The 14,185-nt window shown below is 66.4% G+C and carries 15 protein-coding genes; 8 read left to right on the top strand and 7 right to left on the bottom strand.

Annotation, left to right across the window (positions count from 1 at the left end):
• Positions 1-11 precede the first annotated feature (11 nt).
• Complete coding sequence (locus KRX52_RS02235) at positions 12-1,895, bottom strand: copper resistance system multicopper oxidase (RefSeq protein ID WP_217679525.1); 1,884 nt, start codon at positions 1,893-1,895, stop codon at positions 12-14.
• A 350-nt stretch (positions 1,896-2,245) separates the two neighbouring features.
• On the opposite strand from KRX52_RS02235, the gene KRX52_RS02240 reads away from it, so the two are divergent.
• The 4 genes from KRX52_RS02240 to KRX52_RS02255 all read left to right on the top strand — a co-directional run bounded on the left by KRX52_RS02240 (position 2,246) and on the right by KRX52_RS02255 (position 4,952).
• Entirely contained in the window at positions 2,246-2,734 is a 489-nt protein-coding gene (locus tag KRX52_RS02240) for a cupin domain-containing protein (protein WP_217679526.1), read from the top strand.
• Between the two features lie 240 nt (positions 2,735-2,974).
• Positions 2,975-3,607: a LemA family protein gene (locus KRX52_RS02245; protein ID WP_217679527.1), complete on the top strand. Its 633-nt coding sequence runs from the start codon at positions 2,975-2,977 to the stop codon at positions 3,605-3,607.
• Positions 3,607-4,452 carry a TPM domain-containing protein gene (locus KRX52_RS02250; RefSeq protein WP_217679528.1) on the top strand — a complete coding sequence of 282 codons (846 nt, stop codon included), beginning with the start codon at positions 3,607-3,609 and terminating at the stop codon, positions 4,450-4,452. The genes KRX52_RS02245 and KRX52_RS02250 overlap by 1 nt, the downstream gene beginning before the upstream one ends.
• The gene (locus KRX52_RS02255) at positions 4,446-4,952 is read left to right on the top strand and encodes a TPM domain-containing protein (RefSeq protein WP_217679529.1); all 507 of its coding nucleotides are present in this window, start codon (positions 4,446-4,448) and stop codon (positions 4,950-4,952) included. Before KRX52_RS02250 ends, KRX52_RS02255 begins: the two co-directional genes overlap by 7 nt.
• 176 nt (positions 4,953-5,128) lie before the next feature.
• Here KRX52_RS02255 and KRX52_RS02260 read toward each other — a convergent pair whose 3' ends face one another.
• The 5 genes from KRX52_RS02260 to KRX52_RS20595 form a co-directional block, all read right to left on the bottom strand.
• Positions 5,129-5,575, bottom strand: a complete 447-nt coding sequence (locus KRX52_RS02260) for a DUF411 domain-containing protein (protein ID WP_217679530.1) — start codon at positions 5,573-5,575, stop codon at positions 5,129-5,131.
• Positions 5,576-5,599: 24 nt separating this feature from the next.
• Positions 5,600-5,854 carry a heavy-metal-associated domain-containing protein gene (locus KRX52_RS02265; RefSeq protein WP_217679531.1) on the bottom strand — a complete coding sequence of 85 codons (255 nt, stop codon included), beginning with the start codon at positions 5,852-5,854 and terminating at the stop codon, positions 5,600-5,602.
• Positions 5,855-6,139: 285 nt separating this feature from the next.
• A complete protein-coding gene (locus KRX52_RS02270; protein ID WP_217679532.1) occupies positions 6,140-7,138 on the bottom strand; it encodes a YncE family protein in 999 nt (332 codons plus the stop codon).
• Between the two features lie 34 nt (positions 7,139-7,172).
• Positions 7,173-9,581 carry a heavy metal translocating P-type ATPase gene (locus tag KRX52_RS02275; RefSeq protein WP_302850311.1) on the bottom strand — a complete coding sequence of 803 codons (2,409 nt, stop codon included), beginning with the start codon at positions 9,579-9,581 and terminating at the stop codon, positions 7,173-7,175.
• Between the two features lie 3 nt (positions 9,582-9,584).
• Positions 9,585-9,833, bottom strand: a complete 249-nt coding sequence (locus KRX52_RS20595; RefSeq protein ID WP_254797337.1) for a DUF2933 domain-containing protein — start codon at positions 9,831-9,833, stop codon at positions 9,585-9,587.
• Positions 9,834-10,045: 212 nt separating this feature from the next.
• Here KRX52_RS20595 and KRX52_RS02280 point away from each other — a divergent pair, with 212 nt between their 5' ends.
• Positions 10,046-10,429: a hypothetical protein gene (locus KRX52_RS02280; RefSeq protein ID WP_217679533.1), complete on the top strand. Its 384-nt coding sequence runs from the start codon at positions 10,046-10,048 to the stop codon at positions 10,427-10,429.
• Positions 10,430-10,607: 178 nt separating this feature from the next.
• Positions 10,608-11,201 (top strand): iron transporter, encoded by a 594-nt coding sequence (locus tag KRX52_RS02285; protein WP_217679534.1) that lies wholly within the window; start codon positions 10,608-10,610, stop codon positions 11,199-11,201.
• Between the two features lie 33 nt (positions 11,202-11,234).
• Here the strand turns inward: KRX52_RS02285 and KRX52_RS02290 are convergent, their stop codons facing one another.
• Positions 11,235-11,657 (bottom strand): DUF7673 family protein, encoded by a 423-nt coding sequence (locus KRX52_RS02290; protein ID WP_217679535.1) that lies wholly within the window; start codon positions 11,655-11,657, stop codon positions 11,235-11,237.
• A gap of 268 nt (positions 11,658-11,925) precedes the next feature.
• Between KRX52_RS02290 and KRX52_RS02295 the strand changes: the two genes are divergently transcribed.
• On the top strand, positions 11,926-12,603 hold the full coding sequence (locus KRX52_RS02295; protein ID WP_217679536.1) for a heavy metal response regulator transcription factor: 678 nt from the start codon (positions 11,926-11,928) through the stop codon (positions 12,601-12,603).
• The gene (locus KRX52_RS02300; RefSeq protein ID WP_217679661.1) at positions 12,603-13,997 is read left to right on the top strand and encodes a heavy metal sensor histidine kinase; all 1,395 of its coding nucleotides are present in this window, start codon (positions 12,603-12,605) and stop codon (positions 13,995-13,997) included. Before KRX52_RS02295 ends, KRX52_RS02300 begins: the two co-directional genes overlap by 1 nt.
• The last annotated feature ends 188 nt before the right edge of the window (positions 13,998-14,185 follow it).

Here is a 14,185-nt window from a genome sequence, read left to right on the forward strand (position 1 = left end):
GGGGTCTTTCCTCATTCGTCGACGATGACCTCGCGGAACATGCCGAGGTCCATGTGGTACATCAGGTGGCAGTGGTAGGCCCAGCGCCCCAGAGCGTCGGCTGTGACGCGGTAGCTGCGCCGGGTACCGGGTGGGATGTCGAGTGTATGCTTGCGAATCTTGAAGTTGCCGTGCTCGTCTTCAAGATCGCTCCACATCCCATGCAAATGGATGGGGTGGTGCATCATCGTGTCATTGACCAGTACCAGGCGCAGACGTTCCCCGTACTTGAAGCGCAGCGGCGCGGCGTCGGCGAACGCCACGCCGTCGATCGACCAGGCGTAGCGCTCCATGTGGCCGGTCAGATGCAGCTCGATGGTGCGCGTCGGCTCGCGGCCGTCCGGGTCGGCGAAGCGGCTGCGCAGGTCGGCGTAGGTCAGCACGCGGCGGCCGTTGTCGCGCAGGCCGAGACCGGGATCGTCCAGCTTGGCGGTCGGCATCATGGTCTGCATGTCGATCAGCGGATTGCCGGCCTCGCTGGCCGGGTGGCTCTGCATGGCGATGGCCGCGGCGGCGGTCGTGCCGTGGTCCATGCCGGCCATGCTGCCGTGGTCCATGCCCGCCATCTGCCCGTGATCCATCCCAGTCATGGGCGCTGGGCTCATCCCGCCCTGCGCCGCGGCGCCGTGGTTCATGCTGGCGTGGTTCATCGCGGAATGATCCATGGCACCGGCCGCCGCAGCGGCGCCGCCATGGCTGGCGTGTGCGTCGGCACCGCCGTGCGCGCCATGATCGCCATGGCCCATGTCGGCCATGCTCAGCTCGGGACGCGGATCGGGCTCTGGTACCGGCGCGCTCAAACCCTCGCGCACGGCCAGGGTGCCGCGGGCGTAGCCGCTGCGGTCCATGGACTGGGCGAACAGGGTGTAGGCCGGCTGACTGCCATCGGGGGTGACGATCACGTCGTAGGTTTCCGCCACAGCCAGGCGCAGTTCGTCGACCGTCACCGGCTCGACGTTCTGGCCGTCGGCGGCGACCACGGTGAGTTTGAGGCCGGGGATGCGGAAGTCGAAGTAGCTCATCGCCGAGGCGTTGATCAGGCGCAGACGGATGCGCTCGCCGGGCTGGAACAGGCCGGTCCAGTTGCCATCCGGTGCCTGGCCGTTGAGCAGGTAGGTGTAGGTGGCGCCGGTCACATCGGCGAGGTCGGTGGGCGTCATGTTCATCTTCGCCCAGGCCCAGCGCTCGGCGACGGTCTCGCTCCAGCCATGGTCGCCGACATCGCGGATGAAGTCGCCGACGGTGCGGCGGTGCTGGTTGTAGTAGTCGGCCTGCTTCTTCAGCTTGGCGAGCACCTTGGCCGGGTTCTCGTCGGTCCAGTCGGAGAGCATCACCACGTAGTCGCGTTCGTACTGGAACGGCTCCGGCTCCAGCGGGTCGATCACCAGCGGGCCGTAGACGCCGAGCTGCTCCTGGAAGCCGGAATGGCTGTGGTACCAGTAGGTGCCGCTCTGCTTCACCTTGAACCGGTATTCGTACATGCCGTCCGGGGCGATGCCGGCGAAGCTGAAGCCGGGCACGCCGTCCATGTTGGCCGGCAGCAGGATTCCGTGCCAGTGGATCGAGGTGTCTTCCTTCAGGCGGTTGCGCACCCGCAGGGTCACGGTATCGCCCTCGCGCCAGCGCAGCAGCGGCGCTGGCAGGCTGCCGTTGATCGCAATCGCTGTGCGCGCCTTACCGGTGAAGTTGACCGCCAGCTCGTCGATGCTCAGATCGAACTGGCTGCCGGCTAGCACGGTCGGCTGGCCAGGGCTGGCCAGTGCCCACACCGGCTGGCGCCACAAACCGAGGCCGGCGAGCATGCCGCCGGCGGCCAGGCCCTTGATGAAGGTTCGTCGCGAAGTAGCAGCTTGCATGCCTGTCATATCCCGTCAGTCACAGACAGCTCCGCGAAGCTGCCCTGATGTTCGCCCGCCCGCAGGCAGCACGCTTTAACCATGGCTATCACCATAGCTGCCGCGAGCTGTCGGGAAGCTGAGGTGAAGATTACGGTTTTGTCAGGTTTGCCGGCATGCGGTGCGGGCCACGGGCGGGAAGTGCTGGCCAGGCCGTACTCACATTGCTGAGGGAGTTGGCAAAAGCTACGCTTTCAGTTCACCGGTCAGTTTTGTCCGTGGCGGGCCGTATCGGTGCCGGTGCACGGCTGGACGCATGATTCAGTGGCCCCCAAACCACCTCAGTTCCATGCGAGCGAGAGGTAGCAAAAATGAACATCGTCAACAGTGTGGCGGTCGCGGTAACGTTGGCGGCGGGATTGGTCGCTGCACCCCTGGTCCGGGCGGAGTCGCCAACCATGTCGCCCGGTTTCATCTCAGCAGTGGCGTCCGAACTCAAATGGGCCGATGCCCCAACGATCGGGCCGGGCGCGCAGATCGCGGTAATCGAAGGCGATCTGAAACAGGCGGTACCGATTACGTTCCGCCTCAAGCTTCCGCCGGGGTTCAAGATCGGCGTCCACACGCATCCGGGATTCGAGCGTGTGACGGTGATGTCCGGGGCTTTCTACTTTGCCACCGGAGACAAGTTCGACTCCGCGAAGGCAAAGGCGTACATGCCCGGTGACGTGGTGATGATTCCTTCCGGAATGCCGATGTACGCCGAAACCCGGCAGGAAGGCGCGATCCTCCAGGTCCATGGAACCGGTCCATGGGGGACCCATTACCTCGATCCCAAGGATGATCCCCGGAAAAAGTAGTTTCGGGTGCTGAGTCGTACCTGAAATTCCGTTGTTTCTTCGCAACATCCCCTCATAGAGGAGCGCCGTCAGCGACGCTCCTTGTCCAACGGATACCGCGCCATGACGGTTAGCCCGTCTATGTGCTCACCTCGCCGGGGGAGATAGGTCTATTTCCACCCGTTGTCGACACGCTGGCTCCCAGTGTCCGGCCGCCTGCTATACCTGCAAGCGGCACCGGCTCATTTGAGGAGAACGCAAATGCACACACTGTGGCGCCTGCTGCTCGTCGTGATGGCCCTCGGCCTCTCCGGGTGCGGCTACAACAACCTGCAGTCCAGCGACGAGCAGACCAAGGCGAGCTGGTCCGAGGTGCTGAACCAGTACCAGCGCCGCGCCGACCTGGTGCCCAATCTGGTCAGCACGGTCAAGGGCTATGCCGCCCACGAGCGGGAAGTGCTGACGCAGGTTACCGAAGCCCGCTCGCGCGTCGGCGGCATCCAGGTCACCCCGGAGCTGGTCAACGATCCCGCGGCCTTTGCCCAGTTCCAGGCGGCCCAGGCGCAGTTGAGCGGCGCGCTGTCGCGGCTACTGGTGGTGGCGGAGAACTACCCGCAGCTCAAGGCCGACGCCGGCTTCCGCGACCTGCAGGCGCAGCTGGAGGGCACCGAGAATCGCATCACCGTGGCGCGCAACCGCTACATCAAGGCGGTGCAGGACTACAACGTCACGGTGCGCAGCTTCCCCTCCAACCTGACGGCGATGGTGTTCGGCTTCAAGGTCAAGCCCAACTTCAGCGTCGAGAACGAGCGCGCCATTGCCACTCCGCCGCAGGTCGATTTCACCAGCCCGCCGGTCCAGCCGCAGGGCAGCAAGCCGCAGCCGGGCTACTGATGAGCCGCGTCGCTGCCGCGCGAGCCGGGCTGCTGGCGCTGTTGCTGGTCTGTCTAGCGGCTACGGCCGAGCCAGTGGCGGTGCCGCCGCTGACCGCGCGGGTCATCGACCAGACCGCAACGCTCACGGCCGGCCAGGTCGCGGCGCTGGAAGGGAAGCTGCAACGGTTCGAGGCGGACAAGGGCAGCCAGCTGGCGGTGCTGATCGTCCCGACCACCGGCGACGAGCCGATCGAGCAGTACGCCCTGCGGGTGGTCGAGCAATGGAAGTTGGGGCGCAAGAACGTCGACGACGGCGCGCTGCTGATCGTGGCCAAGGACGATCGCACGTTGCGCATTGAGGTGGGCTACGGCCTGGAAGGGGCGCTGAACGATGCCACGGCCAAGCGCATCATTAGCGAGATCATCGTGCCGCGCTTCCGGCAGGGCGATTTCCATGCCGGCATCGATGCCGGCATCGACCGCATGATTGCCGTGATCGGCGGCGAGCCGCTGCCCGCTCCCGAGCGCGCGGCGGGCGATGTAGCGGGCGAGTTTTCGCAACTCATGCCACTGGTGGTGATGCTGGTCCTGATGCTGGGTGGCATCCTGCGCTCGCTCCTCGGTCGCCTGCCGGCGGCGCTGCTCGCCGCTGCTGGCGTGACGCTGGTGTCCTGGCTGCTCATCGGGGTGTTCTGGGCTGCCCTGGGCGCGGGTGTGGTGGCCTTCGTGTTCACCCTGTTCGGTGGCGGCATTGGGCGGGGAGGTGGCTGGCACAGTGGCGGCCGCTCGGGCGGTGGCTTCGGTGGGGGCTTTGGCGGTGGGGGCGGCGGTTTCGGCGGCGGAGGCGCTTCGGGGCGATGGTGAGGTGCAACGGCGGGCGCTTGTTCCGCAACCTGTCGATGACGCCCTGGCGGCTGCGTCGGGCCTTCGCGCCGCACACGTTGCGGGCGATCCGCGCGGAGATCGCCGCCAGCGAGCGCCTGCATGGCGGACAGATCCGCTTCGCCGTGGAGGGCGCGCTGCCGGTGGCGGCGCTGCTGCGCGGCCAGTCGCCGCGCGAGCGGGCGCTCGAGGTGTTCTCGCTGCTGGGGGTGTGGGACACCGAGCACAACAATGGCGTGCTGGTCTACCTGCTGCTGGCGGAGCGCGATGTGGAGATAGTCGCCGACCGCGGCATCCATGCCCGAGTCGGCACGCGGGAGTGGCAGGATATCTGCCACGACATGGAGGAGGCCTTCCACCACGGTCGCTACGAGGCGGGCGCGCTTGAAGGTATCCGTGCGCTGACCCGCCTGCTCGCGCTGCACTTCCCGGCCGGCGCGGGGCGCGACAACGAGTTGCCGGACACCCCCGTGCTGCTCTGAGCATTGCTGCGTCAAGGAAGCTCTGCAGAAGCCGTCATTCCGGCGCAGGAGGGAATCCAGAAGGCCCGTAGCGCCTGGACTCCCGCTTTCGCGGGAGAGACGGGAAGTGGCTTTTTCAGGATTTCCCTGAGCGCGGTCGATGGTCGCTCGCCGCCGGCCCCGCTCAGGCGGCGGGATCACTTGGCAGGATAGTCCGCCACCACCACGTCCTTGCCGTTCTTGGTCAGGCCGATCACCTGATAGGCGTCCCTGGCGTCGCCATACTCCATGCCCGGCGAGCCGGCCGGCATGCCGGGAACGGCGAGGCCGAGCAGATCCGGGCGCTGGCGCAGTTCGAGGATCTGCGCCGCCGGCACGTGGCCTTCGACGAACTTGCCGTCGATCACCGCCGTGTGGCACGAGGCCAGGCGCGGCGCCACGCCGAGGCGTTGCTTGACCGCGCTCATGTCCGGCTCGACGTGGTCGTGCACGGTGAAGCCATTGGCTTCCAGATGCTTGATCCAGCTCTTGCAGCAGCCGCAGTTGGCGTCGCGGTGGACGTCGATGGACAGGGCGTCGGCGGCCTGGGCGGCGCCGCTCATCAGCAGGGCGGCGAGGGCCGCGATGCGCACTCGGTTGTTCATCAATGACTCCTGGTCAAAAGAGGATCAGTGGCAGCCGCAGCCACCGGTTTTCGGGGCAGCCGGTGCGGCGGCCGGACTGGCCAGTTGCGCCGGGTAGCCGGCGTCATCCAGCGCGGCGATCAGCGCGGCGCTGTCGGGGTTGCCGCTGACGCGCACGCGGCCGGCCTGCAGGTCGACCTCCACCGCCTCGACACCGGCCAGCGGGCTCAGCGCCTGGGTGACGTGCTTTACGCAGGAACCGCAGGTCATGTCCTGGACGTTCAGTTCGATGCTGCTCATGGTGATTCTCCTCGCGAATGGCCGCTGCTGGCGGCCTTGAATCCATCTTCGACCTTACCATCGTGGCAAGGTCAAGACTTCTGCAGTACGGCGCGAAGAATACGCCAAGGCCTGTCGATCGGTAGCGATTCAGGACTCGCAGCGGATACTCGCCCCCACTCGCTCTCGTCGCCGCCTTGCAAGTTCGCCGCAATACCTTGGCCTAGCTTGGCTAGCATAACCGCCGCATGCTGTCGGGAAACTGAAGTGGAGATTACGGTTTTGTCAGCTTGGCGCGCGGACTGGTCAGCGCGCCACGATGCCGTTGGGGCCTGCCCCGGTCGGGTGCCTGGCCAGCTCCTGGTAGCTTTCGAGATCGACGACCGAAACGCTGTCCTCGAAGGCGTTGCTGACATAGGCGCGCGAGCCGTTGCCGACGATGGACACCCCGTGGGCCCCCTTGCCGACCTCGGTGGTGGCGATGAGGCGGCCAGTGGCGGTTTCCAGGATGGACAGGCTATGCCCCGGCATTTTCCGGTTGCCCTGGTTGGCTACCACCAGCTTCGTGCCGTCGGGCGAAACGGCCAGCTGGATAGGGCCGGGGCCGACCGGGTAGGTGGCGCTGTGCCTCTGGCTCTGCAGGTCTACCGCAGCCACGGCGTTCTCGCCGCTGAGGGAGACGAACAGCCGCTGGCCGTCGGGCGTGAAGGCCACCTGCACCGGTTGGCGGCCCACGGCGATGCGGGCCATCTGGGTGCGGCTGGCCACGTCGATCAGGCTGACATCGTTGCTGTCGCGGTTGGCCACCGCCAGGGTGCGGCCATCCGGCGACAGGCGCTGGCCGTGGGGATAGCGGCCGACCTCGACCCGGTCCTGGACCTTCGCAGTACGCAGGTCGACGACGGCCACCGTGTGACTGTCCGCGTCGGTGACGAAGGCCAGTTTGCCCGTAAGGTTGGGCACCACATGCGCCGGATGGCCACCAACTGCTATGAGCCTTGCCGGCCCGGCGGTCTGGTTGGCGTCAAGCAGTTGCAGCAGTCCGCCTTGATCGGCGTGGCCGTCGTGGCCGCCTTGGGCATGGCCGGCAGGCATGCCGGCAATCAGCAGGGTTTTGCCGTCGGAGGTCAGATCCACGTTGTGCGGCAGAACATCCAGGGCGAGGGTGTGGGTCGTATTCGTCGCCTCGTCAATGACGGTAAGACTGCCGGCGCGCTCGTTGGCGACATAGATGGTGGCGGCCATGGCGGGAGCGCTGGCGAGCAGGGCGCCCAGCAGGCCCAAGGCAACAATGGCGGGTTTCATGGACATTCTCCTGAGGGGACGGCGCAGGGTTTGCTTACTCGGTGGCAACCTGGCGCAGCCGCAACGCATTGAACACCACCGAGGCCGAGCTGACGCTCATCGCCAGCGCGGCGATCAGCGGCGACAGCAGGTGGCCGGTCAGCGGATAGAGCAGGCCGGCCGCCAGCGGGATGCCCATGGCGTTGTAGAGAAAGGCGAAGGTCAGGTTCTGGTGCATGTTGCGCACCGTGGCCACCGACAGGCTGCGCGCGCGCAGGATGCCGAGCAGGTCGCCCTTGACCAGGGTGACCTGGGCGCTGTTCATCGCCACGTCGGTGCCGGTGCCCATGGCGATGCCGACGTCGGCGCGGGCCAGCGCCGGGGCGTCGTTGATGCCGTCGCCGGCCATCGCCACGCGGTGCCCTTGCGCTTGCAGGGCGGCGGCCAGGCGCTCCTTGTCCTGCGGCTTGACCTCGCCGTGCACCTCCTCGATGCCCAGTTGGCGCGCCACCGCGCGCGCGGTGGTGAGACCGTCGCCGGTGGCCATGATGACCCGCACCCCGTCGGCCTGCAGGCGCTCGACCGCCAGCTTCGAGGTCGGCTTGAGCGGATCGGCCACCGCCAGCAGCCCGGCCAGCGCGCCGTCCGCCGCCAGGTACATGATGCTGGCGCCTTCGCTGCGCAGCGCCTCGGCCTGCGCTTGCAGGGGCGCGACGGCGATGCCGCTTTCCTGCAGCAGCGTGGTGTTGCCGAGCAGCAGGTGGCGACCGTCGACCTGGCCGCGCACGCCGATGCCGGAAGCCGACTCGAAGGCTTGCGGCGTGGCCAGCGTTAGCCGCCGGGCGCGGGCGTGTTCGACGATGGCGTGGGCCAGCGGGTGCTCGCTGCCTTGGTCGAGGCTGGCGGCCAGGCGCAGCACCTCGTCCGGTTCGAAGCCGGGCGCTGCCGCGGCGCTGTGGAAGGCCGGCCTGCCCGCGGTGAGGGTGCCGGTCTTGTCGACGATCAGGATATCGATCTTGCGCAGGTTCTCGATGGCGGCGGCGTCGCGGAACAGCACGCCGCTGGTGGCGGCCTTGCCGGTGGCGACCATCACCGACATCGGCGTGGCCAGGCCGAGGGCGCAGGGGCAGGCGATGATCAGCACCGCCACCGCGTTGATCAGGCCGAACACCCAACTCGGCTGCGGTCCCCACAGGCCCCAGCCGAGCAGGGTCAGTGCGGCGATGGTGATCACCACCAGCACGAAGCGGCCGGCGATCACATCGGCCAGGCGCTGCAGCGGCGCCTTGGAGCGCTGGGCCTGGACGACCATCTGCACGATCTGCGCAAGCATGGTGGCGGCGCCGACCTTCTGCGCCGCCATCACCAGGCTGCCGTGGGTATTGAGGGTGGCGCCGATCAGCGTGTCACCGCTGCGCTTCATCACCGGCACGGGTTCGCCAGTGAGCATCGACTCGTCCAGCGCGCTTTCGCCCTCCAGCACCCGGCCGTCCACCGGTACCTTCTCGCCGGGGCGCACGCGCAGGCGGTCGCCGACATGCACGTGGGCGAGCGGGATGTCCTCCTCGCTGCCGTCGGCATTGATCCGCCGCGCGGTCTTGGGCGCCAGGCCGAGCAGCGACTTGATCGCCGCCGAGGTCTGCGAGCGCGCCTTGAGTTCGAGGATCTGGCCGAGCAGGGTCAGCGAGATGATCACCGCCGCCGCCTCGAAGTACACGCCGATGCGCCCATCCATCATGAAGGTGGCCGGGAACACGCCGGGCGCCAGGGTGGCGACCACGCTGTACAGGTAGGCGGCGGCGGTGCCGAGGCCGATCAGCGTCCACATGTTGGGGCTGCGCTGGATCATCGAGCGTATGCAGCGCACGTAGAACGGCCAGCCGGCCCACAGCACCACCGGGGTGGCGAGGGCCAGCTCGACCCAGTTCTGCATCACGCCATGGAACAGCTGCAACTGGTGGCCGGCCATCGCCAGCACGGTGACGATCACCGTCAGCGGCAGGCTCCACCAGAAGCGCCGGGTGAAGTCCCTGAGCTCCGGGTTCTCTTCCTCCTCCAGCTCGGGCAGCACCGGCTCCAGGGTCATGCCGCACTTGGGGCAGGTGCCGGGGCCGATCTGGCGCACCTCGGGGTGCATCGGGCAGGTGTATTCGGCGCTGGCATCGGCGGCGAGCGTCACGGCAGCGGCGGGCGGTACTGACGAGTGTGCGTGTCCTGCATGCCCGCTGTGGTCGTGATGCAGAGGCTCTGCCGGTTCGGCCGCGATGGGCTGGGCATAACGCTGCGGCTCTGCGTTGAACTTGTCCAGGCAGCGCTGGCTGCAGAAGTGGAAATGCTGGCCAAGGTACGCGCTGTGGTGAGGGCTGTCAGGCTTGACGGTCATGCCGCAGACCGGATCGCGCGGCTGCGTTGCGGAGGGCTGGGCGTTGGCGTGCGCGTGATGCTCGTGTGGAGTGGTGGGCATCCGCTAGTTCCTTTTCTCGTTCGAATCGTTGCCTTGTCGGGAGTGGTGGGAGTGTCCGCCGTGGTGGTGACCGAACAGATGCATCAGTGGACAGAGTAGCAGGATCAGGTAGGGCAGCAGTCCGGCGGCATGGGCGAAGTGTTCGCGGGCCAGGTAGAACAGGACGATGACCGCGAGCATGCCGAGGACTATGCCGGGTTTGCTGCGCCAGAAGGGGCCGTTTGGGGCGTCGGGAGAACGGGCTTGGCGCATGGCAGGGAGATCTCCTGAAAAAAACGGCGTCCGTCGGACGCAGATTGTCCAGAAAGGGGGCGATGCCCAGACAGCAATACTTTCACTTCCATGCTAGACGGCCGTTGCTTACCGCAAGCTGAGCGGCGCATTACATTTCCGTCAGCTGGCCATCGTCCGGCGCAGACGGGACTAGAGTGAAACTCTCACCCAGCTCCTCAGAGGTCTTGCAGATGAACAGATCGATTCTTTTCGGCGGCATGTTGCTGCTGGTTGCCGCCGGCAGCGCATGTGCCAAGACGGAACCCACCGCGGAAGAGCGGTGGCATCAGCACATAACCGAAATGCGCCAGTTGCAACAGAACTGGAGGGCCGGCAAGACGCCTGAGGAACGGCAGAAGCTGATCCAGGAGCACCAGCAGGCCATGGGCCGTGGCATGCAGAGCATGGGCGGCTGCATGGCCGACGGCAAAGGGATGGGTATGGGGATGGGAGGCGGTATGGGCGGGATGAATTTGGATACGGTCGAGCAGGTGGACCAGCGCATCCAGCACATGGAGCAGATGATCGAGCAGTTGCGCGCGCACCGTGAGATGCTGGCCAAACCCAAGCCATGACCTTTTCAGAAGCTCACTTTGCGGCGGCTGCAGGCGCCAGGCGGCTCTCTCGGCGGTCGAGGACACTTTAAGCCGTTGACGCTTTTGCAAACGAGACGGGCAGAAACCAAGAGACCCGTTCCGCTTGGTGCTTAAAGACTGTGACGAAGTGCCAGTCAACCGAGCAGGAGCACTAGAAATGACCAACACCCGAAAACTGTTGATTGCTTTAGGTGCGGCCATTGCATTTCCAATGGTCACGGGTCTTGCTAAAGCGGCAGAGCCAAAGATCAAGGTCCTCGCCTCACCGCAGGATCCCACGAAAGAAGCGGTGCTGATTGGCAGAACCATCAGCGCCGGCCTGACATTCCAGTTGGAGCTGGAAGGTGCCGAAGCGATGTGGATGCCGATGGGAACTCCCGCGCAATGGCGTGAGCATGCGCCCGCTAGGAACGAGCGTTACCACATCGAATTCAAGGTGACGGACAACGCCACCAAGACACGCCTGCCCTACGCGACGATCACCTTCGCGGCAACCAACCAGGAAAACGGCAAGACGGTGGAGACGACCCTTGCGCCGATGTGGGGTAGCAGTGGCTTGCATTACTCCGAAAATAGCGCCTTGGCCGGCGATGGCGTTTATGCCGCCACGGTCACGGTCGGTGTGCCTACATTCGCCCGTGAAATGAAGGACAAGGATCTGTGGTCGAAGCCGGCAAGCGCTCGCTTTCATTTCAGGCTCAAGGACGGAATGCTGGTCGAGGTATCGGAGCCCGTCCCGGCGGCCAATTAGCTGGATGCCAATTGGCCTTTTTATAACGTCAATTTATTGATCTCTCAGCTGTTGCCATAGCCGGTAGCCATCCTTGATCAGCAGGTGAATCGGGCACAGGGTGTACTGATAAAGCTGCAGCACGGCCATGCAGTCCTGCCACAAATTGATATCCAGGCGCCGCAGCCTGGTCAGGTTGAAGGTGTGCTCTTGCCCGTCGGACAGGCCCAGCAGGAAGTGCCGGCAGATCTCTCCTTGATCATCCCCCCCTCCATTGCGGGCTGCATCAAGCAGCCTGACCAGGGCTTCCAGCGCCTGGGGAAGCATTGCCCTTTGCTCAGCGTACCAGCGTTCATACTGCGCCATGCGGGCGGCAATGGCCTGCTCGATTTCGGCTTCATCGCGGGCGCGGCGGGCGCGTTCGATGTCGTTTGCCGGGCGCTTGAACGGGAGTCGAACTGCGCTGCCGTTTCTCATGTGTACCTCCTGATCCTGGCCGATGGCTAACGGGGATTAGCTATCGCTCGCCAACTGCAAACACTAGGAAGTTTTGTCCAGAAGATGGAAAAGTCAAAATTGACGCTGGAAAGTTGACGAGTGGCATTTTTGTGCCGGCGTTCGCAAAAGGGCCGCGTGGTTGCCAAAGCCTCGAAGTCGCTGCGCGCAGATTACATTTCTGTCAGCCGGTGGCTGCCGGCGGCGCGGGGTTGCACAATCGCCACTCGCGCAATGGAGAGAACACGCCATGAAAATCCTGGTGGCCGAGGACGAGCCAAAGATCGGTACCTACCTGCAGCAGGGCTTGAGCGAGGCCGGCTTCAGCGTCGATCGGGTGGAGCACGGCAGCGAGGCGCTGCAGCGTGCACTGGAAGAATCCTACGATTTGCTGATCCTCGACGTGATGATGCCGGGGCTGGATGGCTGGGAGGTGCTGCGCCGGGTGCGTGGCGCCGGGCAGGCGGTGCCGGTGCTGTTCCTCACCGCGCGCGACCGCGTCGAGGACCGGGTCAAGGGCCTGGAACTGGGCGCCGACGACTACCTGGTCAAGCCGTTCGCCTTCGCCGAACTCCTGGCGCGGGTGCGTACCCTGCTGCGTCGAGGCCAGGCCAGCACGGTGCCGACCCGCCTGCAGGTCGCCGATCTGGAGGTGGACCTGCTCAAGCGCCGGGCCAGCCGCGGCGGCCAGCGCATCGACCTGACCGCCAAGGAGTTCGCCCTGCTCGAACTGCTGCTGCGCCGCCAGGGCGAGGTGCTGCCCAAGTCGCTGATCGCCTCCCAGGTGTGGGACATGAACTTCGACAGCGACACCAACGTTATTGAGGTGGCTATCCGCCGCCTGCGCGCCAAGATCGACGACGGCTTCGAGCCCAAGCTGATCCACACCGTGCGCGGCATGGGCTACCTGCTGGACACCCCGACGTGATCCAGCGTCTGTCGCTCACCGCGCGCCTCGGCCTGCTGTTCATGCTGGCACTGACCGGCGTGCTGCTGGCCGCCGGCCTGACCGTCCAGCACCTGAGCCGCCAGCACTTCGAGGCGCTCGACCGCCATGCGCTGCTGGAGAAGCTGCACGCCAGTCAGGGCATCCTCGGCTCGTTGGCCGATCTCGATGATTTCGCCGCGCTGCGCCCGCAACTGCATACCCTGCTGGGCGCGCACCAGGAGCTGCGCGCGCTGATTCTCGATTCGCAGGGGCGAGTGCTGTTTGCCGAACCGTTCCTGGCGGACTTTCCGGCCGAGCTGCGCCAGCCCGGTGGCGATCTGTGGACCTGGCAGGACGGCGCGCACCTGCTGCGCGGCATGACCACCCGGGTGCCGCTGTTAGGGCGGCCGGAGGGGCTGACGCTGCTGCTGGCGCTGGACGTGACCCATCACGAAGCGTTCTTTGCCGCGCTGCAGCGCTGGTTCTGGATCGCCCTCGGCGTCTGCGCGCTGCTCAGCACCGGCCTCGGCTGGCTGGTGGCGCGCGGCGGCCTGCGCCCGCTGCGCGAGGTGACCCAGGTGGCGGCAACGGTGTCGGCGCGCTCGCTCAAGGAGCGCATCCCCGAGGCGACGCTGCCGGTGGAGCTGCGCCCGCTGGTGTCCTCGTTCAACGGCATGCTCGCGCGCCTGGACGATGCCTTCGTGCGCCTGTCCAACTTCTCCGCCGACATCGCCCACGAACTGCGCACGCCGCTGACCCAGCTGATGACCCACACCGAGGTGGTGCTCAGTCGTGCACGCAGTCTCGAGGAATACCAGGACGCGCTCTACGGCAACCTGGAAGACTTGAAGCAGATGGCGCGGATGATCGACGACATGCTGTTCCTGGCCAAGGCCGACAACGGCCTGATCATGCCCGAGCACAAGCTGCTGGCCCTGCACGAGCTGGCCGAGCAGTTGCTGGACTATTACCGCCTGCTGGCGGACGACCGCAACATCACCTTGCAACTGGACGGCACGGGAATGATCGACGGCGATGCCGGCATGCTGCGCCGGGCGCTGTCCAACCTGCTGAGCAACGCGCTGCGCTACACGCCGGTCGGCGGCTGCATCCGCGTGCGCATTGCCAATTCCTGCGGGCAGGTGCTGCTCGGCGTGGAAAACCCGGGGCCGAGCATTCCCGTCGAGCATCTGGGCCGGCTATTCGACCGTTTCTACCGCGCCGATCCGGCGCGCCGCGAGGGTGGCAACGCCGGGTTGGGGCTGGCTATCACCCGTTCCATCGTCGAGGCCCACCGCGGCAGCATCCGCTGCGAGTCGGCGGGCGGCGTCACTCGCTTCGAGCTGGTCTTTCCCATCGCCAGCACTGATCGGTCGGTCAACGCTGGGGCTTGAGGCGATAGCCGTTGAAGGCGCCATGCCATCGCTTGAGCCGCTCCAGGGGGAGGCCGGCGTACCGGCCAGCAGTGGCTATCGTCGGCCAGAGCGCCACTGGCCCCGCCACTCCCGGCACGCAACCGGCGGCAAGGCCCGCTGCGGGAGTGATGGGGCAGCGGCCGTGCTCTGCGTGGCTGGCCGGGCGT

It is taken from the genome of Geopseudomonas aromaticivorans, from assembly GCF_019097855.1.
In the GTDB taxonomy this organism is placed as follows: Bacteria; Pseudomonadota; Gammaproteobacteria; order Pseudomonadales; family Pseudomonadaceae; genus Geopseudomonas; species Geopseudomonas aromaticivorans.